A 21,907-nucleotide genomic window follows, 5' to 3' on the forward strand; every position below is an offset into this window, starting at 1 on the left:
TAGAATGAACCGGCGAGTTACGATATGATGCGAGGTTAAGTTGAAGAGACGGAGCCGCAGGGAAACCGAGTCTGAATAGGGCGCCTTAGTATCATATCGTAGACCCGAAACCATGTGACCTACCCATGAGCAGGTTGAAGGTGCGGTAAGACGCACTGGAGGACCGAACCAGGGCACGTTGAAAAGTGCTTGGATGACTTGTGGGTAGCGGAGAAATTCCAAACGAACTTGGAGATAGCTGGTTCTCTCCGAAATAGCTTTAGGGCTAGCGTCGACATAAAGATTCTTGGAGGTAGAGCACTGTTTGGGTGAGGGGTCCATCCCGGATTACCAATCTCAGATAAACTCCGAATGCCAATGAATTATGGTCGGCAGTCAGACTGCGAGTGCTAAGATCCGTAGTCGAAAGGGAAACAGCCCAGACCACCAGCTAAGGTCCCAAAATAATTGTTAAGTGGAAAAGGATGTGGGGTTGCACAGACAACTAGGATGTTAGCTTAGAAGCAGCTATTCATTCAAAGAGTGCGTAATAGCTCACTAGTCGAGTGACCCTGCGCCGAAAATGTACCGGGGCTAAAACAATTTACCGAAGCTGTGGATACCTTTATAGGTATGGTAGGAGAGCGTTCTATGTGTGATGAAGGTATACCGTGAGGAGTGCTGGAACGCATAGAAGTGAGAATGCCGGTATGAGTAGCGAAAGACAGGTGAGAATCCTGTCCACCGTAAGACTAAGGTTTCCAGGGGAAGGCTCGTCCGCCCTGGGTTAGTCGGGACCTAAGGAGAGACCGAAAGGTGTATCCGATGGACAACAGGTTGATATTCCTGTACTAGAGTATGTAGTGATGGAGGGACGCAGTAGGCTAACTAAAGCAGACGAATGGAAGTGTCTGTCTAAGCAGTGAGGTGTGAATTGAGTCAAATGCTTAGTTCTATAACATTGAGCTGTGATGGGGAGCGAAGTTTAGTAGCGAAGTTAGTGACGTCACACTGCCAAGAAAAGCTTCTAGCGTTAAACATACTCTACCCGTACCGCAAACCGACACAGGTAGTCGAGGCGAGTAGCCTCAGGTGAGCGAGAGAACTCTCGTTAAGGAACTCGGCAAAATGACCCCGTAACTTCGGGAGAAGGGGTGCTGACTTTAAGTCAGCCGCAGTGAATAGGCCCAAGCAACTGTTTATCAAAAACACAGCTCTCTGCTAAATCGTAAGATGATGTATAGGGGGTGACGCCTGCCCGGTGCTGGAAGGTTAAGAGGAGTGCTTAGGAGTAATCCGAAGGTATGAATTGAAGCCCCAGTAAACGGCGGCCGTAACTATAACGGTCCTAAGGTAGCGAAATTCCTTGTCGGGTAAGTTCCGACCCGCACGAAAGGCGTAATGATTTGGGCACTGTCTCAACGAGAGACTCGGTGAAATTTTAGTACCTGTGAAGATGCAGGTTACCCGCGACAGGACGGAAAGACCCCATGGAGCTTTACTGCAGTTTGATATTGAGTGTCTGTACCACATGTACAGGATAGGTAGGAGTCTATGAGATCGGGACGCCAGTTTCGAAGGAGACGTTGTTGGGATACTACCCTTGTGTTATGGCCACTCTAACCCAGATAGGTTATCCCTATCGGAGACAGTGTCTGACGGGCAGTTTGACTGGGGCGGTCGCCTCCTAAAAGGTAACGGAGGCGCCCAAAGGTTCCCTCAGAATGGTTGGAAATCATTCGCAGAGTGTAAAGGTATAAGGGAGCTTGACTGCGAGAGCTACAACTCGAGCAGGGACGAAAGTCGGGCTTAGTGATCCGGTGGTTCCGTATGGAAGGGCCATCGCTCAACGGATAAAAGCTACCCTGGGGATAACAGGCTTATCTCCCCCAAGAGTTCACATCGACGGGGAGGTTTGGCACCTCGATGTCGGCTCGTCGCATCCTGGGGCTGTAGTCGGTCCCAAGGGTTGGGCTGTTCGCCCATTAAAGCGGCACGCGAGCTGGGTTCAGAACGTCGTGAGACAGTTCGGTCCCTATCCGTCGCGGGCGTAGGAAATTTGAGAGGATCTGCTCCTAGTACGAGAGGACCAGAGTGGACTTACCGCTGGTGTACCAGTTGTCTTGCCAAAGGCATCGCTGGGTAGCTATGTAGGGACGGGATAAACGCTGAAAGCATCTAAGTGTGAAACCCACCTCAAGATGAGATTTCCCATGATTTTATATCAGTAAGAGCCCTGAGAGATGATCAGGTAGATAGGTTAGAAGTGGAAGTGTGGTGACACATGTAGCGGACTAATACTAATAGCTCGAGGACTTATCCAAAGTAACTGAGAAAACTTAGCGTATGGTTTTTCTAATTATTTGATAGATATTCAATTTTGAGTAGGTATTACTCAGAGTTAAGTGACGATAGCCTAGGAGATACACCTGTACCCATGCCGAACACAGCAGTTAAGCCCTAGAACGCCGGAAGTAGTTGGGGGTTGCCCCCTGTGAGATATGGAAGTCGCTTAGCTTTTATCCGCCATAGCTCAGTTGGTAGTAGCGCATGACTGTTAATCATGATGTCGTAGGTTCGAGTCCTACTGGCGGAGTCAGATAAAAAAGAACACCACTGGTGTTCTTTTTTATTATGTGACTATTAGTCCGTCTCGCTCCGTCAGGTGCGAGACAAATAAACCGCCTGCTATGCGGGTGCGCGTCGAAGGTTATACCAAAAAAACTCCAAACGCGATACAATAAAGGTATTCAAGTCAATTGTAAAGCGAAAGGAGAAAAATATGGCACAAAAGGCACATAGTTTATCACACACAAAGTGGATGTGTAAATATCACATTGTGTTCACCCCTAAGTATAGACGAAAAATCATTTATAATTAATATCGAAGTAGTTTGGGAGAAATATTCCATCAAGGATAAGTGTTTCAAGTTTCATGGGTTATTTAAAAGGCAAAAGTGCACTCATGATGTTTGACAAACACGCCAACCTCAAGTACAAGTTTGGCAACCGGCATTTTTGGGCAGAAGGTTACTACGTGAGTACAGTGGGACTTAATGAAGCCACAATTAAGAAATATATTCAAGATTAAAGAAATTATCCAGCGTCTTTAGGCGCTGGCTGGTAATTTGGGCTTATAGCCCTGGTGCAAACCACCCGTTAGACGGGTAGTTATGATTTTATAAATGAAGTAAACTTCTCAAAATTCAAAACTTAATTTTGGCATCTATAATTACCTTTATATTTTATTTTTAGTTCGTTTAGCTTTAAATTCTTCTTTTATAGGATTTGAAGCTTTTTTAGTTCGTTTTTCTGTTAGACTAGTGTTAATAATAAGAAAGGGATTTTTTATATGCTTCAAAAATTTTATGAACGAGCATTTGTCTTTTTGAAACTAGTTGAACAAGAATATGCTTCTTTATGTCAGAGTTGTGCTGAGTGGGAATCACTTCATCTTCGTTTTTTACTTTATTACTTGATAAGATTTAGAATTAAAAGCGATAAAGAGTTTTGTCTATATCATTTCCAGACGGCCTATCGTCTGTATCTAGATAAATTCTTGCTAGAGGGTGCTACTCTAAACTAGTGAGGTTCATATATATCATTTATCACGAACAATAATGAGCATTGAATTTGTAATTTTAAGGATTTTATTTAAATTATAAGGTTTCAAATTTTATAATTTGCAGAAATTCCAAATCTTTTCCAGTGTTTCTTCTTGATAAAATGGTCTTTTTTTCTTATAATAAATTGTAAGATATGATTGCGGGTGAGACTCCTGCCATGTATATGAGAAAGGAAGAGCCTAGCGGCTCAGACAAAATTATGACTTCAGTTGTTGTTGTAGGTACCCAATGGGGCGATGAAGGTAAAGGGAAAATTACAGATTTTCTTTCAGCTAATGCAGAGGTGATTGCTCGTTACCAAGGTGGTGATAATGCTGGTCACACAATTGTGATTGATGGTAAGAAATTTAAGTTGCACTTGATTCCATCTGGAATTTTCTTCCCTGAAAAAATCTCTGTTATCGGGAATGGGATGGTTGTAAACCCGAAATCCCTTGTGAAAGAGTTGAGCTATCTTCATGAGGAAGGTGTGACAACTGATAACTTGCGTATTTCTGATCGTGCACATGTCATTTTGCCATATCATATTGAATTAGACCGTTTGCAAGAAGAAGCTAAGGGCGACAATAAAATCGGGACTACTATCAAGGGTATTGGCCCAGCCTACATGGATAAAGCTGCTCGTGTAGGGATTCGAATTGCAGATCTTTTGGATAAGGATATTTTCCGTGAACGCTTGGAACGGAATCTTTCGGAAAAGAATCGTTTGTTTGAAAAATTGTATGACAGTACCCCTATTTCAATTGATGATATTTTTGAAGAGTACTATGAGTATGGCCAACAAATCAAGCAGTATGTGACAGATACATCCGTTATCTTGAACGATGCACTTGATAACGGTAAACGTGTACTTTTTGAAGGTGCACAAGGTGTCATGTTGGACATTGACCAAGGTACTTATCCATTTGTTACTTCTTCAAACCCTGTCGCTGGTGGTGTGACAATTGGTTCTGGTGTTGGTCCAAGTAAAATTGATAAGGTTGTAGGTGTATGTAAAGCTTATACGAGTCGTGTAGGTGACGGACCTTTCCCAACTGAATTGTTTGATGAAGTGGGAAATCGCATTCGTGAAGTAGGTCATGAGTATGGTACAACAACTGGCCGTCCACGTCGTGTGGGTTGGTTTGACTCAGTTGTGATGCGTCATAGTCGCCGTGTATCTGGGATTACCAATCTTTCATTGAATTCTATTGATGTTTTGAGCGGTTTGGATACTGTGAAAATTTGTGTGGCTTATGATCTCGATGGTCAACGTATCGACCACTACCCAGCTAGTCTTGAGCAATTAAAACGTTGCAAACCTATCTACGAGGAATTGCCTGGTTGGTCAGAAGACATTACTGGAGTTCGTAATTTGGAAGATCTTCCTGAAAATGCGCGTAACTATGTTCGTCGTGTGAGCGAGTTGGTTGGGGTTCGTATTTCTACTTTCTCAGTAGGTCCTGGTCGTGAACAAACCAATATTTTAGAAAGTGTTTGGTCATAGGAGATTTTTAAGATTAGTTTAAGAGAGGGCGGGTATACTATAGATAGTTACAAGAAGACCTCCTAACTTGTTGTAACAAATATCCTAAACTTTTCTTTTTCATAATAATCTCCCTATTAAGTCACCGCATTCGGTGGCTTTTTTAGTTCCTAAGTCTTATATAGGCTTCTACTTGACTTTTTAAGATAAAGAAAAAAAAACAGTGGGATAGAAATCTCTAGACTAAGTCTCGATTTGGTAAACCTATATCTGTAAGATTTCAACATTTGAGTAAATTGGTTAATGTTGTGAATGGAGAAAAGAAGTTTTGGTAAAAGTAGCTTTTTGAATTTTAAAATACCAACAAACAGTTTAATCTACTAATAAATTATAGGTTTGCAACTAAGCAAAAATGAGGTTGGGATTTTTGATCCCAGCCTCTTCAGTGAACTATTTTCTTTAGAATTTATAAGTTAGATAAAATTAAATTTTTTGTAAATTAGCTTATTTGATAACTTGGTTTCCTGATTTGTCATTTTGAATTTGGTTCATTTCGTACATAAAAACATCTGCTTTCAGTTTATCTGTGATGATACTGACACTTATTAGCTTATTTAGATTTTTCTCATATCCTTCTAAAAAAATAGGATTTCTAATTTTCATAGTTAACTTTGTACAATTAAAGGGACGCTTTTTAATGGTTATTTGTTCGATATCTTGAAGTTTAAATTGATAATGTAATACGCTGAGGCCTCTGCTACTATAGGTATAATACTGAACAGTATTGTTTTTATGAACTTCTAATTTTACTCCATTTATGAAGAGATAATACCCCATAAACCATAGAAGAAGTGGAGCATAAATCAGTACGATTGCTATAATAATCTTGTATGTAAAATCGGTATTATAAGCTATCAGATGCTTTAGAAACCAGAGAATCATAACAGATAAAGATATCATGAATGGTCCCCCTGCTCTATTAAATTGATTTTTATATGGAAACATTAAGGTAAATTTTGGTTTATCCAGTAACAACTCTAATTTCATCATTTACCCTTTCATATTGTTTATTGTATAAATTTCAGTATATTCATCTCTTGAACTTTCTATGTCAGTTATCTCCATTATTTTAAGTTCATGATTTCTGATTTTCTATCAATTTTGCTAATATTATACTCTTTTTAAAACATTATTTCTATAATCCAGCGATTTAATACTATCTAAAGTTAGTCAGTGTAAATATTATAGAGCTCTTTTTTTGTCTAGGAAAACATGCTATAATGATAGAATTGATAAGCAGGAAAAGAGAGAAGCTATGGATTATACAGTTGAAGAAAAAGAAGCCTTTATGAGAGAGGCTTTGAGAGAGGCAGAAATTGCTCTGGAACACGATGAAATTCCAATTGGTTGTGTGATTGTCAAGGATGGAGAGATCATTGGTAGGGGGCATAATGCGCGCGAGGAGTTGCAACGGGCAGTGATGCATGCGGAAATCATGGCCATAGAGAATGCGAATGTGAGTGAAGAGAGTTGGCGCTTGCTGGATTGTACGCTTTTTGTGACCATTGAGCCTTGTGTTATGTGTAGTGGGGCGATTGGGCTTGCCCGTATTCCAAATGTAGTCTACGGGGCTAAAAATCAGAAATTTGGTGCAGCTGGGAGTTTGTACGATATTTTGACAGATGAGCGTCTCAATCATCGTGTAGAGGTAGAAACGGGAATTTTGGAAGATGACTGTGCAGCGATTATGCAGGACTTTTTCCGAAATCGACGGAAAAAATAATTTCTCTTTTAAAATAGAGAGGTATGTGGTATAATAAACAGTGGAGCAACAGTTCTGCGTGAAGCGGGTCAGGGGAGGAATCCAGCAGCCCTAAGCGAGTGTGAATTGTGTGCTCTTTTTTCGTGCTTTTTTCGAATAAATAAGATAAAATAGCCTAGAATAAATGATAATAGAAAAGAGAAGAATATGAAAATTCGTGGTTTCGAGTTGGTTTCGAGTTTTACAGACGAAAATTTGCTACCTAAGCGTGAGACAGCCCATGCAGCTGGTTACGACTTAAAGGTCGCGGAACGCACTGTGATTGCTCCAGGAGAGATTGTTCTCGTTCCGACAGGTGTTAAGGCCTATATGCAGCCGACAGAAGTTCTCTATCTTTATGATCGTTCTTCAAATCCTCGTAAGAAGGGTCTGGTCTTGATCAACTCTGTGGGGGTAATTGATGGAGATTATTATGGAAATCCTGGAAATGAGGGACATATTTTTGCGCAGATGAAAAACATTACTGATCAGGAAGTGGTTCTTGAAGTTGGGGAACGTGTGGTTCAGGCTGTCTTTGCACCATTTTTAATCGCAGATGGAGATGCAGCTGATGGCGTGCGGACTGGTGGATTTGGATCGACTGGGCACTAAGATGAAAATCATCTTTGTACGTCACGGGGAGCCAGATTACCGTGAGTTAGAGGAACGTTCTTATACAGGTTTTGGGATGGATTTGGCCCCCTTATCTGAGAAGGGACGACAACAAGCTCAGGAACTTTGCCAAAATCCCTTGCTACAATCAGCTAACCTACTAGTGACTTCAGCAGTAACGCGAGCTTTAGAAACGGCTTCTTATGTTTCTTGTGCTACTGGACTTCCTTTGAGAGTGGAGCCTATGTTACACGAATGGCAGGTTTATGAAGCAGGCATAGAAAACTTCGAAAAAGCTAGATGTCTGTTTTTAGAAAACAAGGGGGAGTTACTTCCTAATAGCCCTATTCAATATGAGACAGCTACGGAGATGAAGTCTCGATTTCTAGAATCTATGGCCAAGTATCGAGATTACCAGACCGTGATAGTGGTAACTCACAACATGCTCATACGTCAATTTGTGCCAAATGAGAAGATTGATTTTTGCCAAGTGATTGAGTGTGAGATAGAGATTTAGAAAGAGGTTTATTATCGCAAAGAAAAAAGCGACATTTGTATGTCAAAATTGTGGGTACAATTCCCCAAAATATCTAGGGCGTTGTCCCAACTGTGGGGCTTGGTCTTCTTTTGTAGAAGAAATCGAGGTTGCAGAGGTCAAGAATGCGCGTGTGTCCTTGACAGGTGAGAAAACCAAGCCCATGAAACTGGCTGAGGTGACTTCCATCAATGTCAATCGAACCAAGACGGATATGGAGGAATTCAACCGTGTGCTTGGAGGCGGAGTGGTACCAGGAAGTCTCGTCCTCATCGGTGGGGATCCTGGGATTGGGAAATCAACCCTTCTCCTACAAGTTTCAACTCAGCTGTCCCAAGTAGGGACTGTTCTCTATGTCAGTGGGGAGGAGTCTGCCCAGCAGATTAAACTCCGTGCAGAGCGCTTGGGTGATATTGATAGTGAGTTTTATCTCTATGCAGAGACCAATATGCAGAGTGTTCGATCTGAGGTGGAGCGCATCCAACCAGATTTTCTCATCATCGACTCTATCCAGACGATTATGTCTCCTGAGATTTCAGGGGTGCAGGGGTCTGTGTCTCAGGTGCGTGAGGTAACGGCTGAACTCATGCAGTTGGCGAAGACTAATAACATTGCTATCTTTATCGTAGGACATGTGACCAAGGAAGGGACCTTGGCTGGTCCGCGTATGTTGGAGCATATGGTGGATACGGTGCTTTACTTTGAAGGGGAGCGTCACCATACCTTCCGAATCTTACGAGCGGTCAAAAACCGTTTTGGTTCCACTAATGAGATTGGGATTTTTGAGATGCAGTCAGGTGGATTGGTTGAGGTGCTCAATCCGAGTCAAGTTTTCCTAGAAGAGCGTTTGGACGGAGCGACTGGCTCATCAATTGTGGTGACTATGGAAGGAACCCGTCCGATTTTGGCGGAGGTTCAGGCTTTGGTGACACCAACTATGTTTGGAAATGCTAAACGTACGACGACTGGACTTGATTTCAATCGTGCAAGTCTGATTATGGCTGTTTTGGAAAAACGAGCAGGGCTTCTCTTGCAAAACCAGGATGCCTATCTCAAATCTGCTGGTGGTGTGAAATTGGATGAGCCTGCCATTGACTTAGCCGTTGCAGTGGCTATTGCCTCTAGTTACAAGGACAAGCCTACCAATCCTCAGGAATGTTTTGTGGGTGAACTGGGCTTGACCGGAGAAATTCGGCGCGTGAATCGCATCGAACAACGTATTAATGAAGCGGCAAAACTGGGCTTTACCAAGATTTATGTACCCAAGAATTCCTTGACAGGAATCACTCCACCCAAGGAAATTGAAGTCATTGGTGTGACAACGATTCAAGAAGTTTTGAAAAAGGTCTTTGCATAATCCGTGACAAATCCTCTTAAAAATGATAAGATAGGAGAAATATTTGATTATCAAATTTTTGAGGAGGGAATCGTGTCGTATTTTGAACAGTTTATGAAAGCCAATCAGGCTTATGTTGCCCTACATGGGCAGTTAAATTTGCCACTTAAACCCAAAACCAGAGTAGCAATCGTGACCTGCATGGACTCGCGGCTACACGTTGCCCATGCTCTTGGTTTGGCCCTTGGGGATGCTCATATCTTGCGGAATGCGGGTGGTCGAGTAACTGAGGACATGATTCGTTCACTGGTGATTTCCCAGCAACAAATGGGGACAAGAGAGATTGTGGTGTTGCACCATACAGACTGTGGAGCTCAAACCTTTCAAAATGAAAGTTTTCATGAACATTTGAAACACGAGCTCGGAGTTGATGTGTCTGATCAAGATTTTTTACCATTTCAGGATGTTGAAGAGAGTGTGAGAGAGGATATGCAATTGCTTCGAGAATCTCCACTGATTCCTGATGATGTGGTTATTTCAGGTGCTGTCTATGATGTGGATACAGGAAGTATGAGAGAAGTTTGCTAACTTTGTCTCGAAAAAATTTCATCCTAGCATAAAATTGATTGTTAAAATGTAGGATTTTTAGTTTTAATATAGCTAATATAAAATAGCATAAAACGAGGGTATAAATGTTTGCTCTTGTTTTATTTTTGATTGAAAAATAAAGGAAAAAGCGCTACAATGGTAGATGGAAAATGTTGTGTAAAAAACAAGTGATACATAAATACCGGAGGAAATCATGTCTTTTTCTGATTTAAAGCTGTTTGCCCTTTCTTCTAATAGAGAATTGGCAGAGCGTGTGGCGCAAGAGATTGGGATAGAGTTGGGGAAATCGACTGTTCGCCAATTTTCAGATGGGGAGATTCAGGTCAACATTGAAGAATCAATCCGTGGAAAACACGTCTTTATACTACAATCAACTAGTTCACCTGTAAATGATAATTTACTTGAAATTTTGATTATGGTGGACGCATTGAAGCGTGCTAGTGCAGAATCTGTCAATGTTGTTATGCCTTACTATGGCTATGCACGTCAGGATAGAAAAGCGCGCGCGCGTGAGCCAATCACTGCAAAACTCGTTGCAAACATGCTAGAAGTTGCTGGGGTAGATCGTTTGTTGACGATTGATTTGCACGCTGCACAGATTCAGGGATTCTTTGATATTCCTGTAGATCACTTGATGGGTGCTCCATTGATCGCGGACTATTTTGAACGTCGTGGTATGGTTGGCTCTGACTACGTGGTTGTCAGCCCAGACCATGGTGGGGTGACTCGTGCTCGTAAATTGGCAGAGTTTTTGAAAACTCCGATTGCGATTATTGACAAACGCCGTAGTGTAGACAAGATGAATACCAGTGAAGTGATGAACATCATTGGTAAGGTAGAAGGTAAGACTTGTATCTTGATTGACGATATGATCGATACAGCTGGAACTATTTGTCATGCGGCAGACGCTCTTGCTGAAGCAGGTGCTGTTGAAGTTTATGCAAGCTGTACGCACCCAGTTCTTTCAGGGCCAGCTATGGATAATATTCAAAAATCAGCTATTAAGAAATTGGTTGTTTTGGATACTATCTACCTACCAGAAGAGCGTTTGATTGATAAGATTGAACAAATTTCGATTGCTCATCTTCTGGGCGATGCTATTATTCGTATCCACGAAAAACGTCCTCTTTCTCCATTATTTAGTATCGAGAAAAAAATCTAAACTTTCACTTGAAATAGATCGTTCTCCTAGCAGGTTTCTTTTCTTGATAGGAGATTTTTTGTAGTCAAAATCTGCAAGCCTTTTCAAAATATGCTATACTGATGAAAAAGGAGGATTTCTATGAGCCAAGAATTTATCAATCCAAGTGATGGTGTGATCCGTCAGTATCTGGAGACCAGTAAAACGTTAGCGGTAGTGGGTTTGTCTGACCGTGAAGAAACAACTAGCAATCGAGTGACCAAGGAAATGCAAGCTCGGGGCTATAAAATCATTCCAGTTAATCCCAAGGCTGCAGGTGGGGAAATCTTGGGAGAGAAGGCTTATGCGAGTCTAGTTGAGATTCCTTTTCCTGTGGACATTGTCAATGTATACCGACGTAGCGAGTTTCTGCCAGATGTGGCGCGTGATTTTCTCAAGGCTGATGCCAAGATTTTTTGGGCACAACTGGGACTCGAAAGTCTAGAGGCGGAAGAAATCTTGCGTGCGGGAGGATGCGATGACATCGTGATGAATCGCTGTATCAAGAGAGAACATACACGCTTAATTCTTGAACAATAAAAGGTAGCCATGGGCTACCTTTTTGTATTATAAAGTACCAATCAATGCTTGCATGCCAAGACTGGTGAGGATGATGGCAATCCAGCAAAGGGCTCCAAGAAGAATGGATTTACCGCTGGATTTGACCATGGCTACTAGATTTGTTTTGAGACCGATGGCACTCATAGCCATGATAATGAGAAATTTGGAGAGTTGTTTGAGAGGGGTGAAGAAGCTACTAGACACACCGAGAGAGGTAAGGAGAGTTGTTAAGAGAGAAGCCAAGATAAAGTAAAGGATAAAAAGTGGGAAGACTTTTTTTAGTTGGAAACCCTGGCTATTTTTTTGTTGGCGGCTTTGCCAATAGGAGAGAAAGAGCGTGATAGGAATAATGGCAAGGGTGCGCGTGAGTTTAACAATGGTTGCCGATTCGAGGGTATTAGTTTGGTAAAGACTGTCCCAGGAGCTGGCGGTGGCCGTTACAGAAGAAGTATCATTAACCGCAGTTCCTGCAAAGAGGGCGAAGCCTTCATTGGATAGGTGAAGCCAGGTTCCTAGAGTTGGAAAGATGAGCGCAGCAAAGACATTGAAGAAAAAGATAACGGAAATGGCTTGGGCGACTTCTTTTTCCTTGGCCTGGATAACGGGCGCTGTCGCGGCAATAGCAGAGCCACCACAGATAGAAGATCCCACTCCAATCAAGGTAGCAAGTTTAGTATCCAAAGCAAAAAAGCGCTGGAAGAGGTAGGCGACGATTAAGGAAATCGAAATGGTGGAAAGAATGACAGGGAGTGAAGTTTGTCCAACTGCAAAGACTTGCGAGATATTGAGACCAAAACCGAGTAAGATAACGGCATACTGGAGTAATTTTTTGGAACTAAAGGTCAAACCTGCATCTAGTTGTTTGTAGGGTGAGAGCCAGGGGTGGAGGAGCATTCCAGCAAAAATTGCAAAGACAGGTGCGCCCACGACGGGGAAAAATCCTCCCAGGAACCAAGATACGATAGAAATGAGAAGGCAGGCCAAGATTCCTGCTCCATTTTTTGATAAAAATGACATATAAACCTCCGAAAATAAGCACTTATTATTATAGTCTTGTCGAGAAAAAAAGTAAAATAGAAAGTGAAAATTCTTGATTTCAGATGGATTTTGCGGTCAGGGAGCTTTTGTAGTATAATAGTACTATGTTCTGTAAGCAAGGGGGATATCTATGGACTTAACCAAGCGCTTTAATAAACAGTTAGACAAGATTCAAGTTTCCTTGATTCGCCAGTTTGACCAGGCAATTTCAGAGATTCCTGGAGTCTTGCGTTTGACCTTGGGGGAACCTGATTTTACAACGCCAGATCATATCAAGGAGGCAGCCAAGCGAGCCATTGATCAGAACCAATCCTACTATACAGGGATGAGCGGTTTGCTGACTTTGCGCCAGGCTGCTAGCGACTTTGTAAAAGAAAAATACCAGCTAGATTATAATCCTGAAAATGAAATCTTGGTCACTATCGGGGCGACAGAGGCTTTATCTGCTACTTTGACAGCTATCTTGGAAGAAGGAGACAAGGTGCTCTTGCCAGCTCCTGCCTATCCAGGATATGAGCCGATTGTCAATCTAGTTGGGGCAGAGATTGTCGAGATTGATACAACTGAAAATGGTTTTGTCTTGACTCCTGAGATGTTGGAAAAGGCCATTTTGGATCAAGGGGACAAGCTCAAAGCAGTTATTCTCAACTATCCAGCCAATCCGACAGGAATTACATATAGTCGGGAGCAGTTGGAAGCCTTGGCAGACGTTTTACGCAAGTATGAGATTTTTGTTGTCTGTGATGAGGTTTACTCAGAATTAACCTATACAGGCGAAGCCCATGTATCTCTGGGAACTATGCTGAGAGACCAGGCTATTATTATCAATGGCTTGTCTAAATCGCATGCTATGACTGGTTGGCGTTTAGGCTTTATCTTTGCTCCTGCAGTTTTCACAGCTCAGTTAATCAAGAGTCACCAATATTTGGTAACTGCCGCAAACACTATGGCTCAACATGCTGCGGTGGAGGCTTTGACCGCTGGTAAAAACGACGCAGAGCCTATGAAGAAGGAATACATTCAGCGTCGAGATTATATCATCGAAAAGATGACAGCTCTTGGTTTTGAGATTATCAAACCAGACGGGGCCTTCTATATCTTTGCTAAGATTCCAGCGGGCTACAATCAAGACTCCTTTGCTTTTCTGAAGGATTTTGCCCAGAAGAAGGCTGTTGCCTTTATACCTGGCGCAGCCTTTGGTTCCTACGGAGAAGGCTATGTTCGTCTATCCTATGCAGCCAGTATGGAAACGATCAGAGAGGCCATGAAACGACTTGAGGAGTACATGAGAGAAGCATGATTCAGTCTATCACGAGTCAAGGCTTGGTGCTCTACAATCGTAACTTTCGTGAGGATGACAAGCTAGTCAAAATTTTTACCGAGCAGGCGGGCAAGCGCATGTTCTTCGTTAAACACGCTGGTCAGTCCAAACTGGCGCCTGTTATTCAGCCCTTGGTGTTGGCACGATTTCTCTTGCGTATCAATGATGATGGGCTTAGCTACATTGAGGACTATCACGAGGTGATGACCTTTCCCAAGATTAATAGTGATCTCTTTGTCATGGCCTATGCAACCTATGTGGCTGCCCTTGCAGATGCTAGTTTGCAGGATAATCAGCAGGATGCTCCCTTGTTTGCTTTCTTGAGGAAGACTCTGGAGTTGATGGAAGCAGGGATAGATTATCAGGTTTTAACCAATATTTTTGAAATTCAAATCTTGACTCGATTTGGAATCAGCCTTAATTTTAATGAGTGTGTCTTTTGCCATCGGGTCGGTCAGGCCTTTGACTTTTCTTTCAAATATGGAGCCTGCCTTTGCCCAGAGCATTATCATGAAGATGAGAGACGTTGTCATCTCAATCCCAATATCCCTTATCTGCTCAATCAATTTCAAGCCATTGATTTTGAAACCTTGGAGACTATTTCGCTTAAGGCCGAAATCAAGCAAGACTTGCGCAAGTTTATAGACCAACTCTACGAAGAGTATGTTGGGATTCACCTAAAATCAAAGAAATTTATTGATTCCCTAGCAGACTGGGGACAATTACTAAAAGAGGAAGACAAATGAAAAAAATCGCAGTAGATGCTATGGGGGGCGATTATGCACCTCAAGCCATCGTTGAGGGTGTCAATCAAGCCCTTGCTGACTTTTCAGATATTGAGATTCAACTCTATGGAGACGAAAGCAAAATCAAGCAATATCTAACAGCGACAGAACGCGTCAGCATTATCCATACGGATGAGAAGATTGATTTTGATGATGAGCCTACAAAAGCTATTCGTAAGAAGAAAAATGCCAGTATGGTATTAGCGGCTAAGGCAGTCAAAGAAGGAGAGGCAGACGCTGTCCTCTCGGCTGGGAATACAGGTGCCTTGTTGGCTGCAGGATTCTTCATTGTAGGTCGTATCAAGAATATCGACCGTCCTGGACTCATGTCGACCTTACCGACCATTGATGGCAAAGGCTTTGACATGCTAGACCTTGGAGCCAATGCGGAAAATACAGCCCATCATCTGCACCAATACGCGGTTCTAGGTTCCTTCTATGCAAAAAATGTTCGTGGGATTGCACAACCACGTGTTGGTTTGCTCAACAACGGAACAGAAAGCAGCAAGGGAGACCCGCTTCGTAAGGAAACTTATGACTTACTAGCGGCTGATGAAAGCTTGAATTTTGTCGGAAACGTGGAAGCGCGTGATTTGATGAATGGTGTTGCGGATGTTGTCGTAACAGATGGTTTCACGGGAAACGCTGTTCTCAAATCCATCGAAGGGACCGCTATGGGAATCATGGGCTTGCTTAAGACAGCTATCATAGGTGGTGGCCTTCGAGCAAAGTTAGGTGCTCTTCTTCTTAAGGATAGCCTTAGAGGTTTGAAAACACAGCTTAACTATTCAGATGTTGGTGGGGCAGTCTTGTTTGGTGTCAAAGCACCTGTTGTTAAGACCCATGGCTCAAGTGATGCCAAGGCTGTGTACAGTACGATTCGCCAGATTCGTACTATGCTAGAAACAGACGTAGTTGCTCAAACTGCGCGTGAATTTTCAGGAGAATAAAAAATGACAGAAAAAGAAATTTTTGACCGTGTTGTAACCATTATCCAAGAGCGACAGGGAGAAGACTTTGTCGTGACGGAGGCTTTGAGTTTGAAAGACGACCTAGATGCAGACTCAGTAGACTTGATGGAGTTCGTCCTAACGCTAGAAGATGAATTTGGTATCGAAATCACTGATGAGGAAATCGACCAACTTCAAAGTGTAGGAGATGTGGTAGCAGTTGTCAAAAGTAAAGAATAGCAAAAAGCAACATGATTTGCATGTTGCTTTTTTGTTTGCAGAAAGAAGAAAAATTTTTAGTGGGAATTACGAATAAAGAGATGAGAAAGATAAAAGGAGGAATGTTTATGTATGTGACTGGTCTTTATCCGTGGTTCATTAAGTGGCTTTTAAAATAAAAATAAAATAGTTGTTCATTTTCGAATTGTTTTTCGAATAGATAGGTAAGAAGAAAAGGAAGGAGGCTACGCGATGTATTTACCAATCTTATTGCCATGGTTTATCAAATGGTATTTAAAATAAATGAAATTTACCTGTTCATTTTAAATCACTTCTCGAATAGATAAGTGATGAGAACAGAAAGGAAAAAGATTTCAGTAATTTATCCAATCTAGTTTTTAAAATGGTTTAAGAGCTAGAAGTCGTAAAGTAAAAAATAGAAATAAAGGAGAAAAAGATGAAAAATTTTGACAAAATGGAACAGAACTTTGTAACTCTTACAGAAGAAGAGTTGATGGATGTGGATGGGGGAGCATGGCCAATTGTAGCTTGGATGATTGCTAATCCTGTGACAGCAGCTAAAATTGCTGGTGGAATTACTGCAGCAGGAATTGCAGGTTATAATTATGTGACGAGTAGATGGTAATAGAAGGAGGAGATGATATGGAAAAATCTATTTTAAAATTTGAAACAATGACTGATACGGACTTGCAGGAAATTCAAGGGGGAGCCTTTCCCCTTCTTATCCCTGTGGCAGTCGGTTTTGTAAAAGGTTTTGTATATACAGGTGGAGCTATTTTAACAACTCGAGCACTCTTGTCAGGTAAATAGGAGTCTACCATGAAAAAATTCTTATTAGGATTTGCTGAGGGGTATTTTATCGTATCGCTCATTATCTATATCGCAACGTATTTGATTTTGAAAAATCCGATCAATACCTTGTTTTACCCAGAAATTTACCCTGTTTTATTTGGGATTTTTTATCTAGGATATAAGGTTAATAAAAAGCAAGTAGAGTGAGAGGTTAAGAATGACTTATTATTCTGCGCTAAAAATGGGTAAGGTAAGATTTAAGAATGCATCACATTGGAGTTTAAAAAAATCGTAATTTAGAATGGTGTTATCTATTCTGACTAGGAATAGATAATACCAGAGGTGGCTTAGAAATAGTAGGGACATTAGAAATTGTAGTAATAAATAGGATGTCGTAAATGTTACTATCAATGATTTATTTGTTCCAAGCTTGCCCAGGGTGACAGTAAAAAGTCAATTTCCTTTTATACTATATTTTTAGTAGGTAGGACACTTGTTCTGCCTATTTTCTTTGACTAAAAGTGCTGTTCAGGCGTGGATATTGTTTTTTCAGAAATAATTCCCTTATTTCTTCTTTGTTTGGTTAAAATAATCTTACAAAGTTTTTTTAAGAGATTATTAGAAAAAGGAGATGGATATGAAATTTGGAAAAAGACACTATCGTCCCCAGGTGGATCAGATGGATTGTGGCGTGGCTTCCTTGGCTATGGTCTTTGGCTACTACGGTAGTTATTACTCCTTGGCTCATCTACGAGAGTTGGCCAAGACGACCATGGATGGGACGACCGCTTTGGGTCTTGTAAAGGTAGCAGAGGAACTTAGTTTTGAAACACGGGCTATCAAGGCGGATATGACGCTCTTTGACTTGCCAGATTTGACCTTTCCTTTTGTGGCCCATGTGCTCAAGGAAGGGAAATTGCTCCACTACTATGTGGTGACAGGTCAGGATAAGAAGACCATCCATATCGCTGATCCAGATCCTGGTGTCAAGCTGACCAAGATTTCCCATGAGCGATTTGCGCAAGAGTGGACAGGGGTCAGTCTCTTTATGGCGCCATCTCCAGACTATAAACCTCATAAGGAGAAAAAACAGGGGCTCCTATCCTTCTTGCCCATCTTATTCAAACAGCGTGGCTTAATTACCAATATCGTCCTAGCGACACTCTTGGTAACCTTGATCAATATCGTGGGTTCCTACTATCTTCAGTCCATCATTGATAGTTACGTACCAGACCAGATGCGCTCAACGCTGGGCATCATCTCTATTGGGCTGGTCATCGTCTATATTCTCCAGCAGATCTTGTCCTACGCGCAGGAATACCTCCTACTAATCCTTGGGCAACGCTTGTCGATTGACGTGATTTTGTCTTATATCAAGCATGTTTTTCACCTGCCGATGTCCTTTTTCGCGACACGCAGGACAGGAGAAATCGTGTCTCGTTTTACAGATGCCAATAGTATCATCGATGCGCTGGCGTCGACCATTCTATCGATCTTTTTGGATGTGTCGACGATTTTGATTATTTCGCTTGTCTTGTTTTCACAAAATATGACACTCTTTTTCATTAGTCTACTTGCGCTTCCCATCTATACAGTGATTATCTTTGTCTTTATGAAACCTTTTGAAAAGATGAATCGGGATACCATGGAAGCCAATGCGGTTCTGTCTTCTTCTATCATCGAGGACATCAACGGTATTGAGACCATTAAGTCTTTGACCAGTGAAAGTTCACGCTATCAAAAGATTGACAAGGAATTTGTGGCTTATCTGAAAAAATCTTTTACCTATAGTCGGGCAGAAAGCCAGCAAAAGGCTCTGAAAAAACTTGCCCAGCTCCTGCTCAATATTGCTGTTCTCTGGATGGGAGCTATTCTCGTCATGGATGGGAAAATGAGTTTGGGCCAGCTGATCACTTATAATACCCTGCTTGTTTACTTTACCAATCCTTTGGAAAATATCATCAACCTGCAAACCAAACTTCAGACAGCGCAGGTTGCCAATAATCGCTTAAATGAGGTTTATCTAGTAGCTTCGGAGTTTGAGGAGAAGAAAACGGTCGAAGATTTGGGTATGATGAAAGGAGATATGACTTTCAATCAGGTTCACTACAAGTATGGCTACGGTCGAGATGTTTTGTCGGATATCAATTTGACCATTCCGCAAGGTTCTAAAGTGGCTTTTGTGGGGATTTCAGGGTCAGGCAAAACGACCTTGGCCAAGATGATGGTTAATTTTTACGACCCAAGTCAGGGAGAGATTAGTCTGGGTGGTGTCAATCTCAACCAGATTGACAAAAAGGCTTTGCGCCAGTACATTAACTATCTGCCTCAACAGCCCTATGTCTTTAACGGGACGATTATGGAGAATCTTCTCCTTGGAGCCAAGGAGGGGACGACTCAAGAGGATATCTTACGGGCGGTCGAATTGGCAGAGATTCGGGAGGACATTGAGCGTATGCCCCTGAATTACCAGACGGAATTGACTTCGGATGGGGCAGGTATTTCAGGTGGGCAACGGCAGCGAATCGCTCTGGCGCGTGCTCTCTTGACGGATGCACCTGTCTTGATATTGGATGAGGCGACCAGCAGTCTGGATATCTTGACAGAGAAGCGAATTGTTGATAATCTCATGGCTTTAGACAAGACCTTGATTTTCATTGTCCACCGCTTGACCATTGCTGAGCGGACAGAAAAGGTTGTTGTTTTGGATCAGGGCAAGATTATCGAAGAAGGAAACCATGTAGACTTGCTTGCTCGAGGTGGATTTTACGCCCATTTGGTAAATAGCTAGAAAGAGGAGAAGATGCAACCAGAATTTTTAGAAAGTGCGGAGTTTTACCATCGTCGTTACCATAATTTTTCCAGTCGGGTGATTGTACCCATGTTTCTTCTGCTCGTGTTTTTACTTGGCTTTGCAGTTTTTGCAGAGAAGGAGATTAGTTTGTCTACCAGAGCGACTGTCGAACCTAGTCGGATCATTGCCAATATCCAATCGACTAGCAATCAACGCATTGTGGCCAATTATCTGGAAGAAAACAAGTTGGTCAAGCAAGGAGATCTGCTCGTTCAGTACCAGCAAGGGGCGGAGGCTGTTCAAGCTGAAGCATATGCCAATCAGTTGGAGATGTTAAAGGATCAAAAAAAGCAGTTGGGTTATTTGCAATCCAGTTTGAAAGAGGGGAGTGATCAATTTCCAGAGGCAGATAAGTTTGGTTATCAGGAGATGTTTCGAGACTATCTCAGCCAAGCTAGTAGTCTTAGGAGTAATGTTTCTCAGCAAAATGCCAGTATCTCCTCTCAAAATGCGGCAGCAAGTCAGAGTCAGGCTGAGATTGGCAATCTTATCAGTCAAACAGAGGATAAAATCCGAGACTACAAAACAGCTAAGTCGGCTATTGAAACAGGGGCTCAATTAGATCGTCAGAATCCAGTCTACTCTTTTTATCAGACCCATAAAAACCAAGCTGGAGAAGATCCGCAAGCTAAATCGCAAGTTATTGCACAGGTGGATGCCCAAATTAGCCAGCTAGAGTCTAGTTTAGCTACTTATCGTGTGCAGTATGCGGGATCTGGAGCTCAACAAGCCTATGCAACGGGACTGGCTAGTCAGCTGGAATCGCTCAAGTCCCAGCACTTAGTCAAAGTTGGCCAGGAATTAACCCTTCTAGATCAGAAAATTTTAGAAGCAGAATCGGGTAAGAAAGTCCAGGGAGGTCTCCTAGATAAGGGGAAAATCACAGCAAGCGAGGATGGGGTGCTTCACCTTAATCCTGAGACCAGTGATTCTACCATGGTCGCAGAAGGAACCCTGCTAGCCCAACTGTATCCGGCCTTGGAAAGAGAAGGCAAAACCAAACTCACAGCTTATCTCAGTTCGAAAGATGTTGCAAGGCTCAAAGTAGGTGATTCTGTTCGCTTTACTACAAGCAAGGATGCCAACAAAGAACTTATTCTTGTTTCTGCGATTACGAATATTGATGCGACAGCTACCAAGACTGAAAAGGGAAATTTCTTTAAAATAGAGGCGGAGACAAGTCTGGCTCCTGAACAAGCAGAAGAGCTTCGCTACGGTTCAGAAGGACGTTTGACACTAATCACAGGAAAGAAAAGTTATCTGCGATACTACTTAGATCAATTTTTGAACAGAGAATAATGTTTGTTTTTAACGCGATTTTATACTTTTAAAACTGTAAAATGTTTTGATTTTACAGTTTTTCTTAATGTTAAAAAGAGGTATCTTCGCCGTCGTTCGCAAATTCTTGCTATTTTCGTTATTTTGTAGTAGAATGAAGTAAAGAAATACGAAAGGCGAACTTTAAAATGTCAAAACAACTGATCTATTCGGGAAAAGCCAAGGATATCTATACAACTGAGGATGAAAATCTCATTATTTCAACTTACAAGGATCAGGCAACTGCCTTCAACGGTGTCAAGAAGGAGCAGATTGCAGGCAAGGGAGTCTTGAATAATCAGATTTCATCTTTTATTTTTGAAAAGTTAAATGCTGCTGGTGTGGCGACTCACTTTGTGGAGAAACTTTCGGATACGGAACAACTCAATAAAAAGGTTGAGATTATTCCTCTAGAAGTTGTGCTCCGCAACTACACGGCTGGATCCTTTTCAAAACGTTTTGGCGTTGATGAGGGCATCGCATTTGAGACTCCGATTGTCGAATTTTACTATAAAAATGATGATTTGGATGATCCGTTTATCAATGATGAGCATGTGAAATTCCTAAAGATTGCAGATGACCAGCAGATTGCTTACTTGAAAGAAGAAACCCGTCGTATCAATGAACTTTTGAAAGTTTGGTTTGCTGAGATTGGTCTCAAATTGATTGACTTTAAGCTAGAGTTCGGTTTTGACAAGGATGGTAAGATCATCTTGGCAGACGAATTTTCACCAGATAATTGCCGCTTGTGGGACGCAGATGGCAACCACATGGACAAGGATGTTTTCCGTAGGGGATTGGGAGAACTGACCGATGTTTACGAGGTTGTCTGGGAGAAGTTGCAGGAATTGAAATAACAACCTAAAGGATGTTTTGGAACATTGCAAGAGCTGAAATAAAGGAATAA

At 41.9% G+C, this 21,907-nt stretch carries 21 protein-coding genes, 1 tRNA gene, 2 rRNA genes, 1 other RNA gene and 1 pseudogene (1 of these 26 only partly in view); 24 read left to right on the forward strand and 2 right to left on the reverse strand.

Annotated features, from left to right (window positions below):
- From FQT28_RS00130 to FQT28_RS00155, 6 genes and pseudogenes are all read left to right on the forward strand, one after another.
- A 23S ribosomal RNA gene (locus FQT28_RS00130) occupies positions 1-2,303 on the forward strand; it begins 599 nt to the left of the window's first position.
- Positions 2,304-2,380: 77 nt separating this feature from the next.
- A 5S ribosomal RNA gene (gene rrf, locus FQT28_RS00135) occupies positions 2,381-2,496 on the forward strand.
- A 5-nt stretch (positions 2,497-2,501) separates the two neighbouring features.
- Positions 2,502-2,575, forward strand: a tRNA-Asn gene (locus FQT28_RS00140).
- 186 nt (positions 2,576-2,761) lie between these two features.
- Positions 2,762-3,066, forward strand: a pseudogene (tnpA, locus tag FQT28_RS00145) (IS200/IS605 family transposase); the annotation flags it as partial.
- A 264-nt stretch (positions 3,067-3,330) separates the two neighbouring features.
- Positions 3,331-3,564: a sigma(X)-activator ComW gene (comW, locus tag FQT28_RS09975; protein WP_093586853.1), complete on the forward strand. Its 234-nt coding sequence runs from the start codon at positions 3,331-3,333 to the stop codon at positions 3,562-3,564.
- 239 nt (positions 3,565-3,803) lie between these two features.
- The gene (locus FQT28_RS00155) at positions 3,804-5,090 is read left to right on the forward strand and encodes an adenylosuccinate synthase (protein ID WP_025168978.1); all 1,287 of its coding nucleotides are present in this window, start codon (positions 3,804-3,806) and stop codon (positions 5,088-5,090) included.
- Positions 5,091-5,573: 483 nt separating this feature from the next.
- On the opposite strand, the gene FQT28_RS00160 is transcribed toward FQT28_RS00155, so the two are convergent.
- Positions 5,574-6,119 carry a hypothetical protein gene (locus tag FQT28_RS00160; protein WP_143989057.1) on the reverse strand — a complete coding sequence of 182 codons (546 nt, stop codon included), beginning with the start codon at positions 6,117-6,119 and terminating at the stop codon, positions 5,574-5,576.
- A gap of 265 nt (positions 6,120-6,384) precedes the next feature.
- Between FQT28_RS00160 and tadA the strand changes: the two genes are divergently transcribed.
- The 8 genes from tadA (at position 6,385) to FQT28_RS00200 (ending at position 11,682) form a co-directional block, all read left to right on the forward strand.
- Positions 6,385-6,852 carry a tRNA adenosine(34) deaminase TadA gene (gene tadA / locus FQT28_RS00165; RefSeq protein WP_084868635.1) on the forward strand — a complete coding sequence of 156 codons (468 nt, stop codon included), beginning with the start codon at positions 6,385-6,387 and terminating at the stop codon, positions 6,850-6,852.
- A gap of 32 nt (positions 6,853-6,884) precedes the next feature.
- Positions 6,885-6,984, forward strand: an RNA gene (ffs, locus tag FQT28_RS00170) — signal recognition particle sRNA small type.
- A gap of 54 nt (positions 6,985-7,038) precedes the next feature.
- The gene (locus tag FQT28_RS00175) at positions 7,039-7,482 is read left to right on the forward strand and encodes a dUTP diphosphatase (protein ID WP_000701980.1); all 444 of its coding nucleotides are present in this window, start codon (positions 7,039-7,041) and stop codon (positions 7,480-7,482) included.
- Positions 7,442-7,999 carry a histidine phosphatase family protein gene (locus FQT28_RS00180; protein WP_143989058.1) on the forward strand — a complete coding sequence of 186 codons (558 nt, stop codon included), beginning with the start codon at positions 7,442-7,444 and terminating at the stop codon, positions 7,997-7,999. The genes FQT28_RS00175 and FQT28_RS00180 overlap by 41 nt, the downstream gene beginning before the upstream one ends.
- 13 nt (positions 8,000-8,012) lie before the next feature.
- Positions 8,013-9,374, forward strand: a complete 1,362-nt coding sequence (radA, locus tag FQT28_RS00185) for a DNA repair protein RadA (protein ID WP_143989059.1) — start codon at positions 8,013-8,015, stop codon at positions 9,372-9,374.
- A 72-nt stretch (positions 9,375-9,446) separates the two neighbouring features.
- Positions 9,447-9,941 carry a beta-class carbonic anhydrase gene (locus FQT28_RS00190; protein ID WP_185952337.1) on the forward strand — a complete coding sequence of 165 codons (495 nt, stop codon included), beginning with the start codon at positions 9,447-9,449 and terminating at the stop codon, positions 9,939-9,941.
- Positions 9,942-10,155: 214 nt separating this feature from the next.
- Complete coding sequence (locus FQT28_RS00195; RefSeq protein ID WP_000010175.1) at positions 10,156-11,124, forward strand: ribose-phosphate diphosphokinase; 969 nt, start codon at positions 10,156-10,158, stop codon at positions 11,122-11,124.
- 120 nt (positions 11,125-11,244) lie between these two features.
- A complete protein-coding gene (locus FQT28_RS00200) occupies positions 11,245-11,682 on the forward strand; it encodes a CoA-binding protein (RefSeq protein ID WP_033629137.1) in 438 nt (145 codons plus the stop codon).
- Between the two features lie 27 nt (positions 11,683-11,709).
- Here the strand turns inward: FQT28_RS00200 and FQT28_RS00205 are convergent, their stop codons facing one another.
- Positions 11,710-12,720 carry a YeiH family protein gene (locus tag FQT28_RS00205; RefSeq protein ID WP_143989061.1) on the reverse strand — a complete coding sequence of 337 codons (1,011 nt, stop codon included), beginning with the start codon at positions 12,718-12,720 and terminating at the stop codon, positions 11,710-11,712.
- Between the two features lie 151 nt (positions 12,721-12,871).
- Here FQT28_RS00205 and FQT28_RS00210 point away from each other — a divergent pair, with 151 nt between their 5' ends.
- The 10 genes from FQT28_RS00210 (at position 12,872) to purC (ending at position 21,857) form a co-directional block, all read left to right on the forward strand.
- Entirely contained in the window at positions 12,872-14,041 is a 1,170-nt protein-coding gene (locus FQT28_RS00210) for a pyridoxal phosphate-dependent aminotransferase (protein WP_143989062.1), read from the forward strand.
- Entirely contained in the window at positions 14,038-14,808 is a 771-nt protein-coding gene (gene recO, locus FQT28_RS00215) for a DNA repair protein RecO (RefSeq protein WP_143989063.1), read from the forward strand. Before FQT28_RS00210 ends, recO begins: the two co-directional genes overlap by 4 nt.
- Positions 14,805-15,797 (forward strand): phosphate acyltransferase PlsX, encoded by a 993-nt coding sequence (gene plsX, locus FQT28_RS00220; RefSeq protein ID WP_143989064.1) that lies wholly within the window; start codon positions 14,805-14,807, stop codon positions 15,795-15,797. The genes recO and plsX overlap by 4 nt, the downstream gene beginning before the upstream one ends.
- A 3-nt stretch (positions 15,798-15,800) precedes the next feature.
- Positions 15,801-16,037, forward strand: coding sequence for an acyl carrier protein (locus FQT28_RS00225; protein WP_143989065.1), 237 nt, complete (start codon positions 15,801-15,803; stop codon positions 16,035-16,037).
- Positions 16,038-16,473: 436 nt separating this feature from the next.
- A complete protein-coding gene (locus FQT28_RS00230; protein ID WP_125450544.1) occupies positions 16,474-16,662 on the forward strand; it encodes a class IIb bacteriocin, lactobin A/cerein 7B family in 189 nt (62 codons plus the stop codon).
- Positions 16,663-16,679: 17 nt separating this feature from the next.
- On the forward strand, positions 16,680-16,847 hold the full coding sequence (locus tag FQT28_RS00235; RefSeq protein WP_084868626.1) for a bacteriocin: 168 nt from the start codon (positions 16,680-16,682) through the stop codon (positions 16,845-16,847).
- Positions 16,848-16,856: 9 nt separating this feature from the next.
- Positions 16,857-17,036: a hypothetical protein gene (locus tag FQT28_RS00240; RefSeq protein WP_125450543.1), complete on the forward strand. Its 180-nt coding sequence runs from the start codon at positions 16,857-16,859 to the stop codon at positions 17,034-17,036.
- A gap of 430 nt (positions 17,037-17,466) precedes the next feature.
- Positions 17,467-19,620 (forward strand): peptide cleavage/export ABC transporter ComA, encoded by a 2,154-nt coding sequence (gene comA, locus FQT28_RS00245; protein WP_125450542.1) that lies wholly within the window; start codon positions 17,467-17,469, stop codon positions 19,618-19,620.
- 12 nt (positions 19,621-19,632) lie between these two features.
- Entirely contained in the window at positions 19,633-20,982 is a 1,350-nt protein-coding gene (gene comB / locus FQT28_RS00250) for a competence pheromone export protein ComB (RefSeq protein ID WP_143989066.1), read from the forward strand.
- Between the two features lie 167 nt (positions 20,983-21,149).
- Positions 21,150-21,857 carry a phosphoribosylaminoimidazolesuccinocarboxamide synthase gene (purC, locus tag FQT28_RS00255; RefSeq protein ID WP_125450540.1) on the forward strand — a complete coding sequence of 236 codons (708 nt, stop codon included), beginning with the start codon at positions 21,150-21,152 and terminating at the stop codon, positions 21,855-21,857.
- The last annotated feature ends 50 nt before the right edge of the window (positions 21,858-21,907 follow it).

The organism is Streptococcus oralis, from assembly GCF_901543815.1.
Lineage (GTDB): Bacteria > Bacillota > Bacilli > Lactobacillales > Streptococcaceae > Streptococcus > Streptococcus oralis_CM.

Excerpts from the sequence above, each read along its gene's own strand:
- comW (WP_093586853.1), top strand. The coding sequence starts at position 3,331 with ATGCTTCAAAAATTTTATGAACGAGCATTTGTCTTTTTGAAACTAGTT.
- FQT28_RS00155 (WP_025168978.1), top strand. The coding sequence starts at position 3,804 with ATGACTTCAGTTGTTGTTGTAGGTACCCAATGGGGCGATGAAGGTAAA.
- FQT28_RS00160 (WP_143989057.1), bottom strand. The coding sequence starts at position 6,119 with ATGATGAAATTAGAGTTGTTACTGGATAAACCAAAATTTACCTTAATG.
- tadA (WP_084868635.1), top strand. The coding sequence starts at position 6,385 with ATGGATTATACAGTTGAAGAAAAAGAAGCCTTTATGAGAGAGGCTTTG.
- FQT28_RS00175 (WP_000701980.1), top strand. The coding sequence starts at position 7,039 with ATGAAAATTCGTGGTTTCGAGTTGGTTTCGAGTTTTACAGACGAAAAT.
- FQT28_RS00180 (WP_143989058.1), top strand. The coding sequence starts at position 7,442 with ATGGCGTGCGGACTGGTGGATTTGGATCGACTGGGCACTAAGATGAAA.
- FQT28_RS00195 (WP_000010175.1), top strand. The coding sequence starts at position 10,156 with ATGTCTTTTTCTGATTTAAAGCTGTTTGCCCTTTCTTCTAATAGAGAA.
- FQT28_RS00200 (WP_033629137.1), top strand. The coding sequence starts at position 11,245 with ATGAGCCAAGAATTTATCAATCCAAGTGATGGTGTGATCCGTCAGTAT.
- FQT28_RS00205 (WP_143989061.1), bottom strand. The coding sequence starts at position 12,720 with ATGTCATTTTTATCAAAAAATGGAGCAGGAATCTTGGCCTGCCTTCTC.
- FQT28_RS00210 (WP_143989062.1), top strand. The coding sequence starts at position 12,872 with ATGGACTTAACCAAGCGCTTTAATAAACAGTTAGACAAGATTCAAGTT.
- recO (WP_143989063.1), top strand. The coding sequence starts at position 14,038 with ATGATTCAGTCTATCACGAGTCAAGGCTTGGTGCTCTACAATCGTAAC.
- plsX (WP_143989064.1), top strand. The coding sequence starts at position 14,805 with ATGAAAAAAATCGCAGTAGATGCTATGGGGGGCGATTATGCACCTCAA.
- FQT28_RS00225 (WP_143989065.1), top strand. The coding sequence starts at position 15,801 with ATGACAGAAAAAGAAATTTTTGACCGTGTTGTAACCATTATCCAAGAG.
- FQT28_RS00230 (WP_125450544.1), top strand. The coding sequence starts at position 16,474 with ATGAAAAATTTTGACAAAATGGAACAGAACTTTGTAACTCTTACAGAA.
- FQT28_RS00235 (WP_084868626.1), top strand. The coding sequence starts at position 16,680 with ATGGAAAAATCTATTTTAAAATTTGAAACAATGACTGATACGGACTTG.
- FQT28_RS00240 (WP_125450543.1), top strand. The coding sequence starts at position 16,857 with ATGAAAAAATTCTTATTAGGATTTGCTGAGGGGTATTTTATCGTATCG.
- comA (WP_125450542.1), top strand. The coding sequence starts at position 17,467 with ATGAAATTTGGAAAAAGACACTATCGTCCCCAGGTGGATCAGATGGAT.
- comB (WP_143989066.1), top strand. The coding sequence starts at position 19,633 with ATGCAACCAGAATTTTTAGAAAGTGCGGAGTTTTACCATCGTCGTTAC.
- purC (WP_125450540.1), top strand. The coding sequence starts at position 21,150 with ATGTCAAAACAACTGATCTATTCGGGAAAAGCCAAGGATATCTATACA.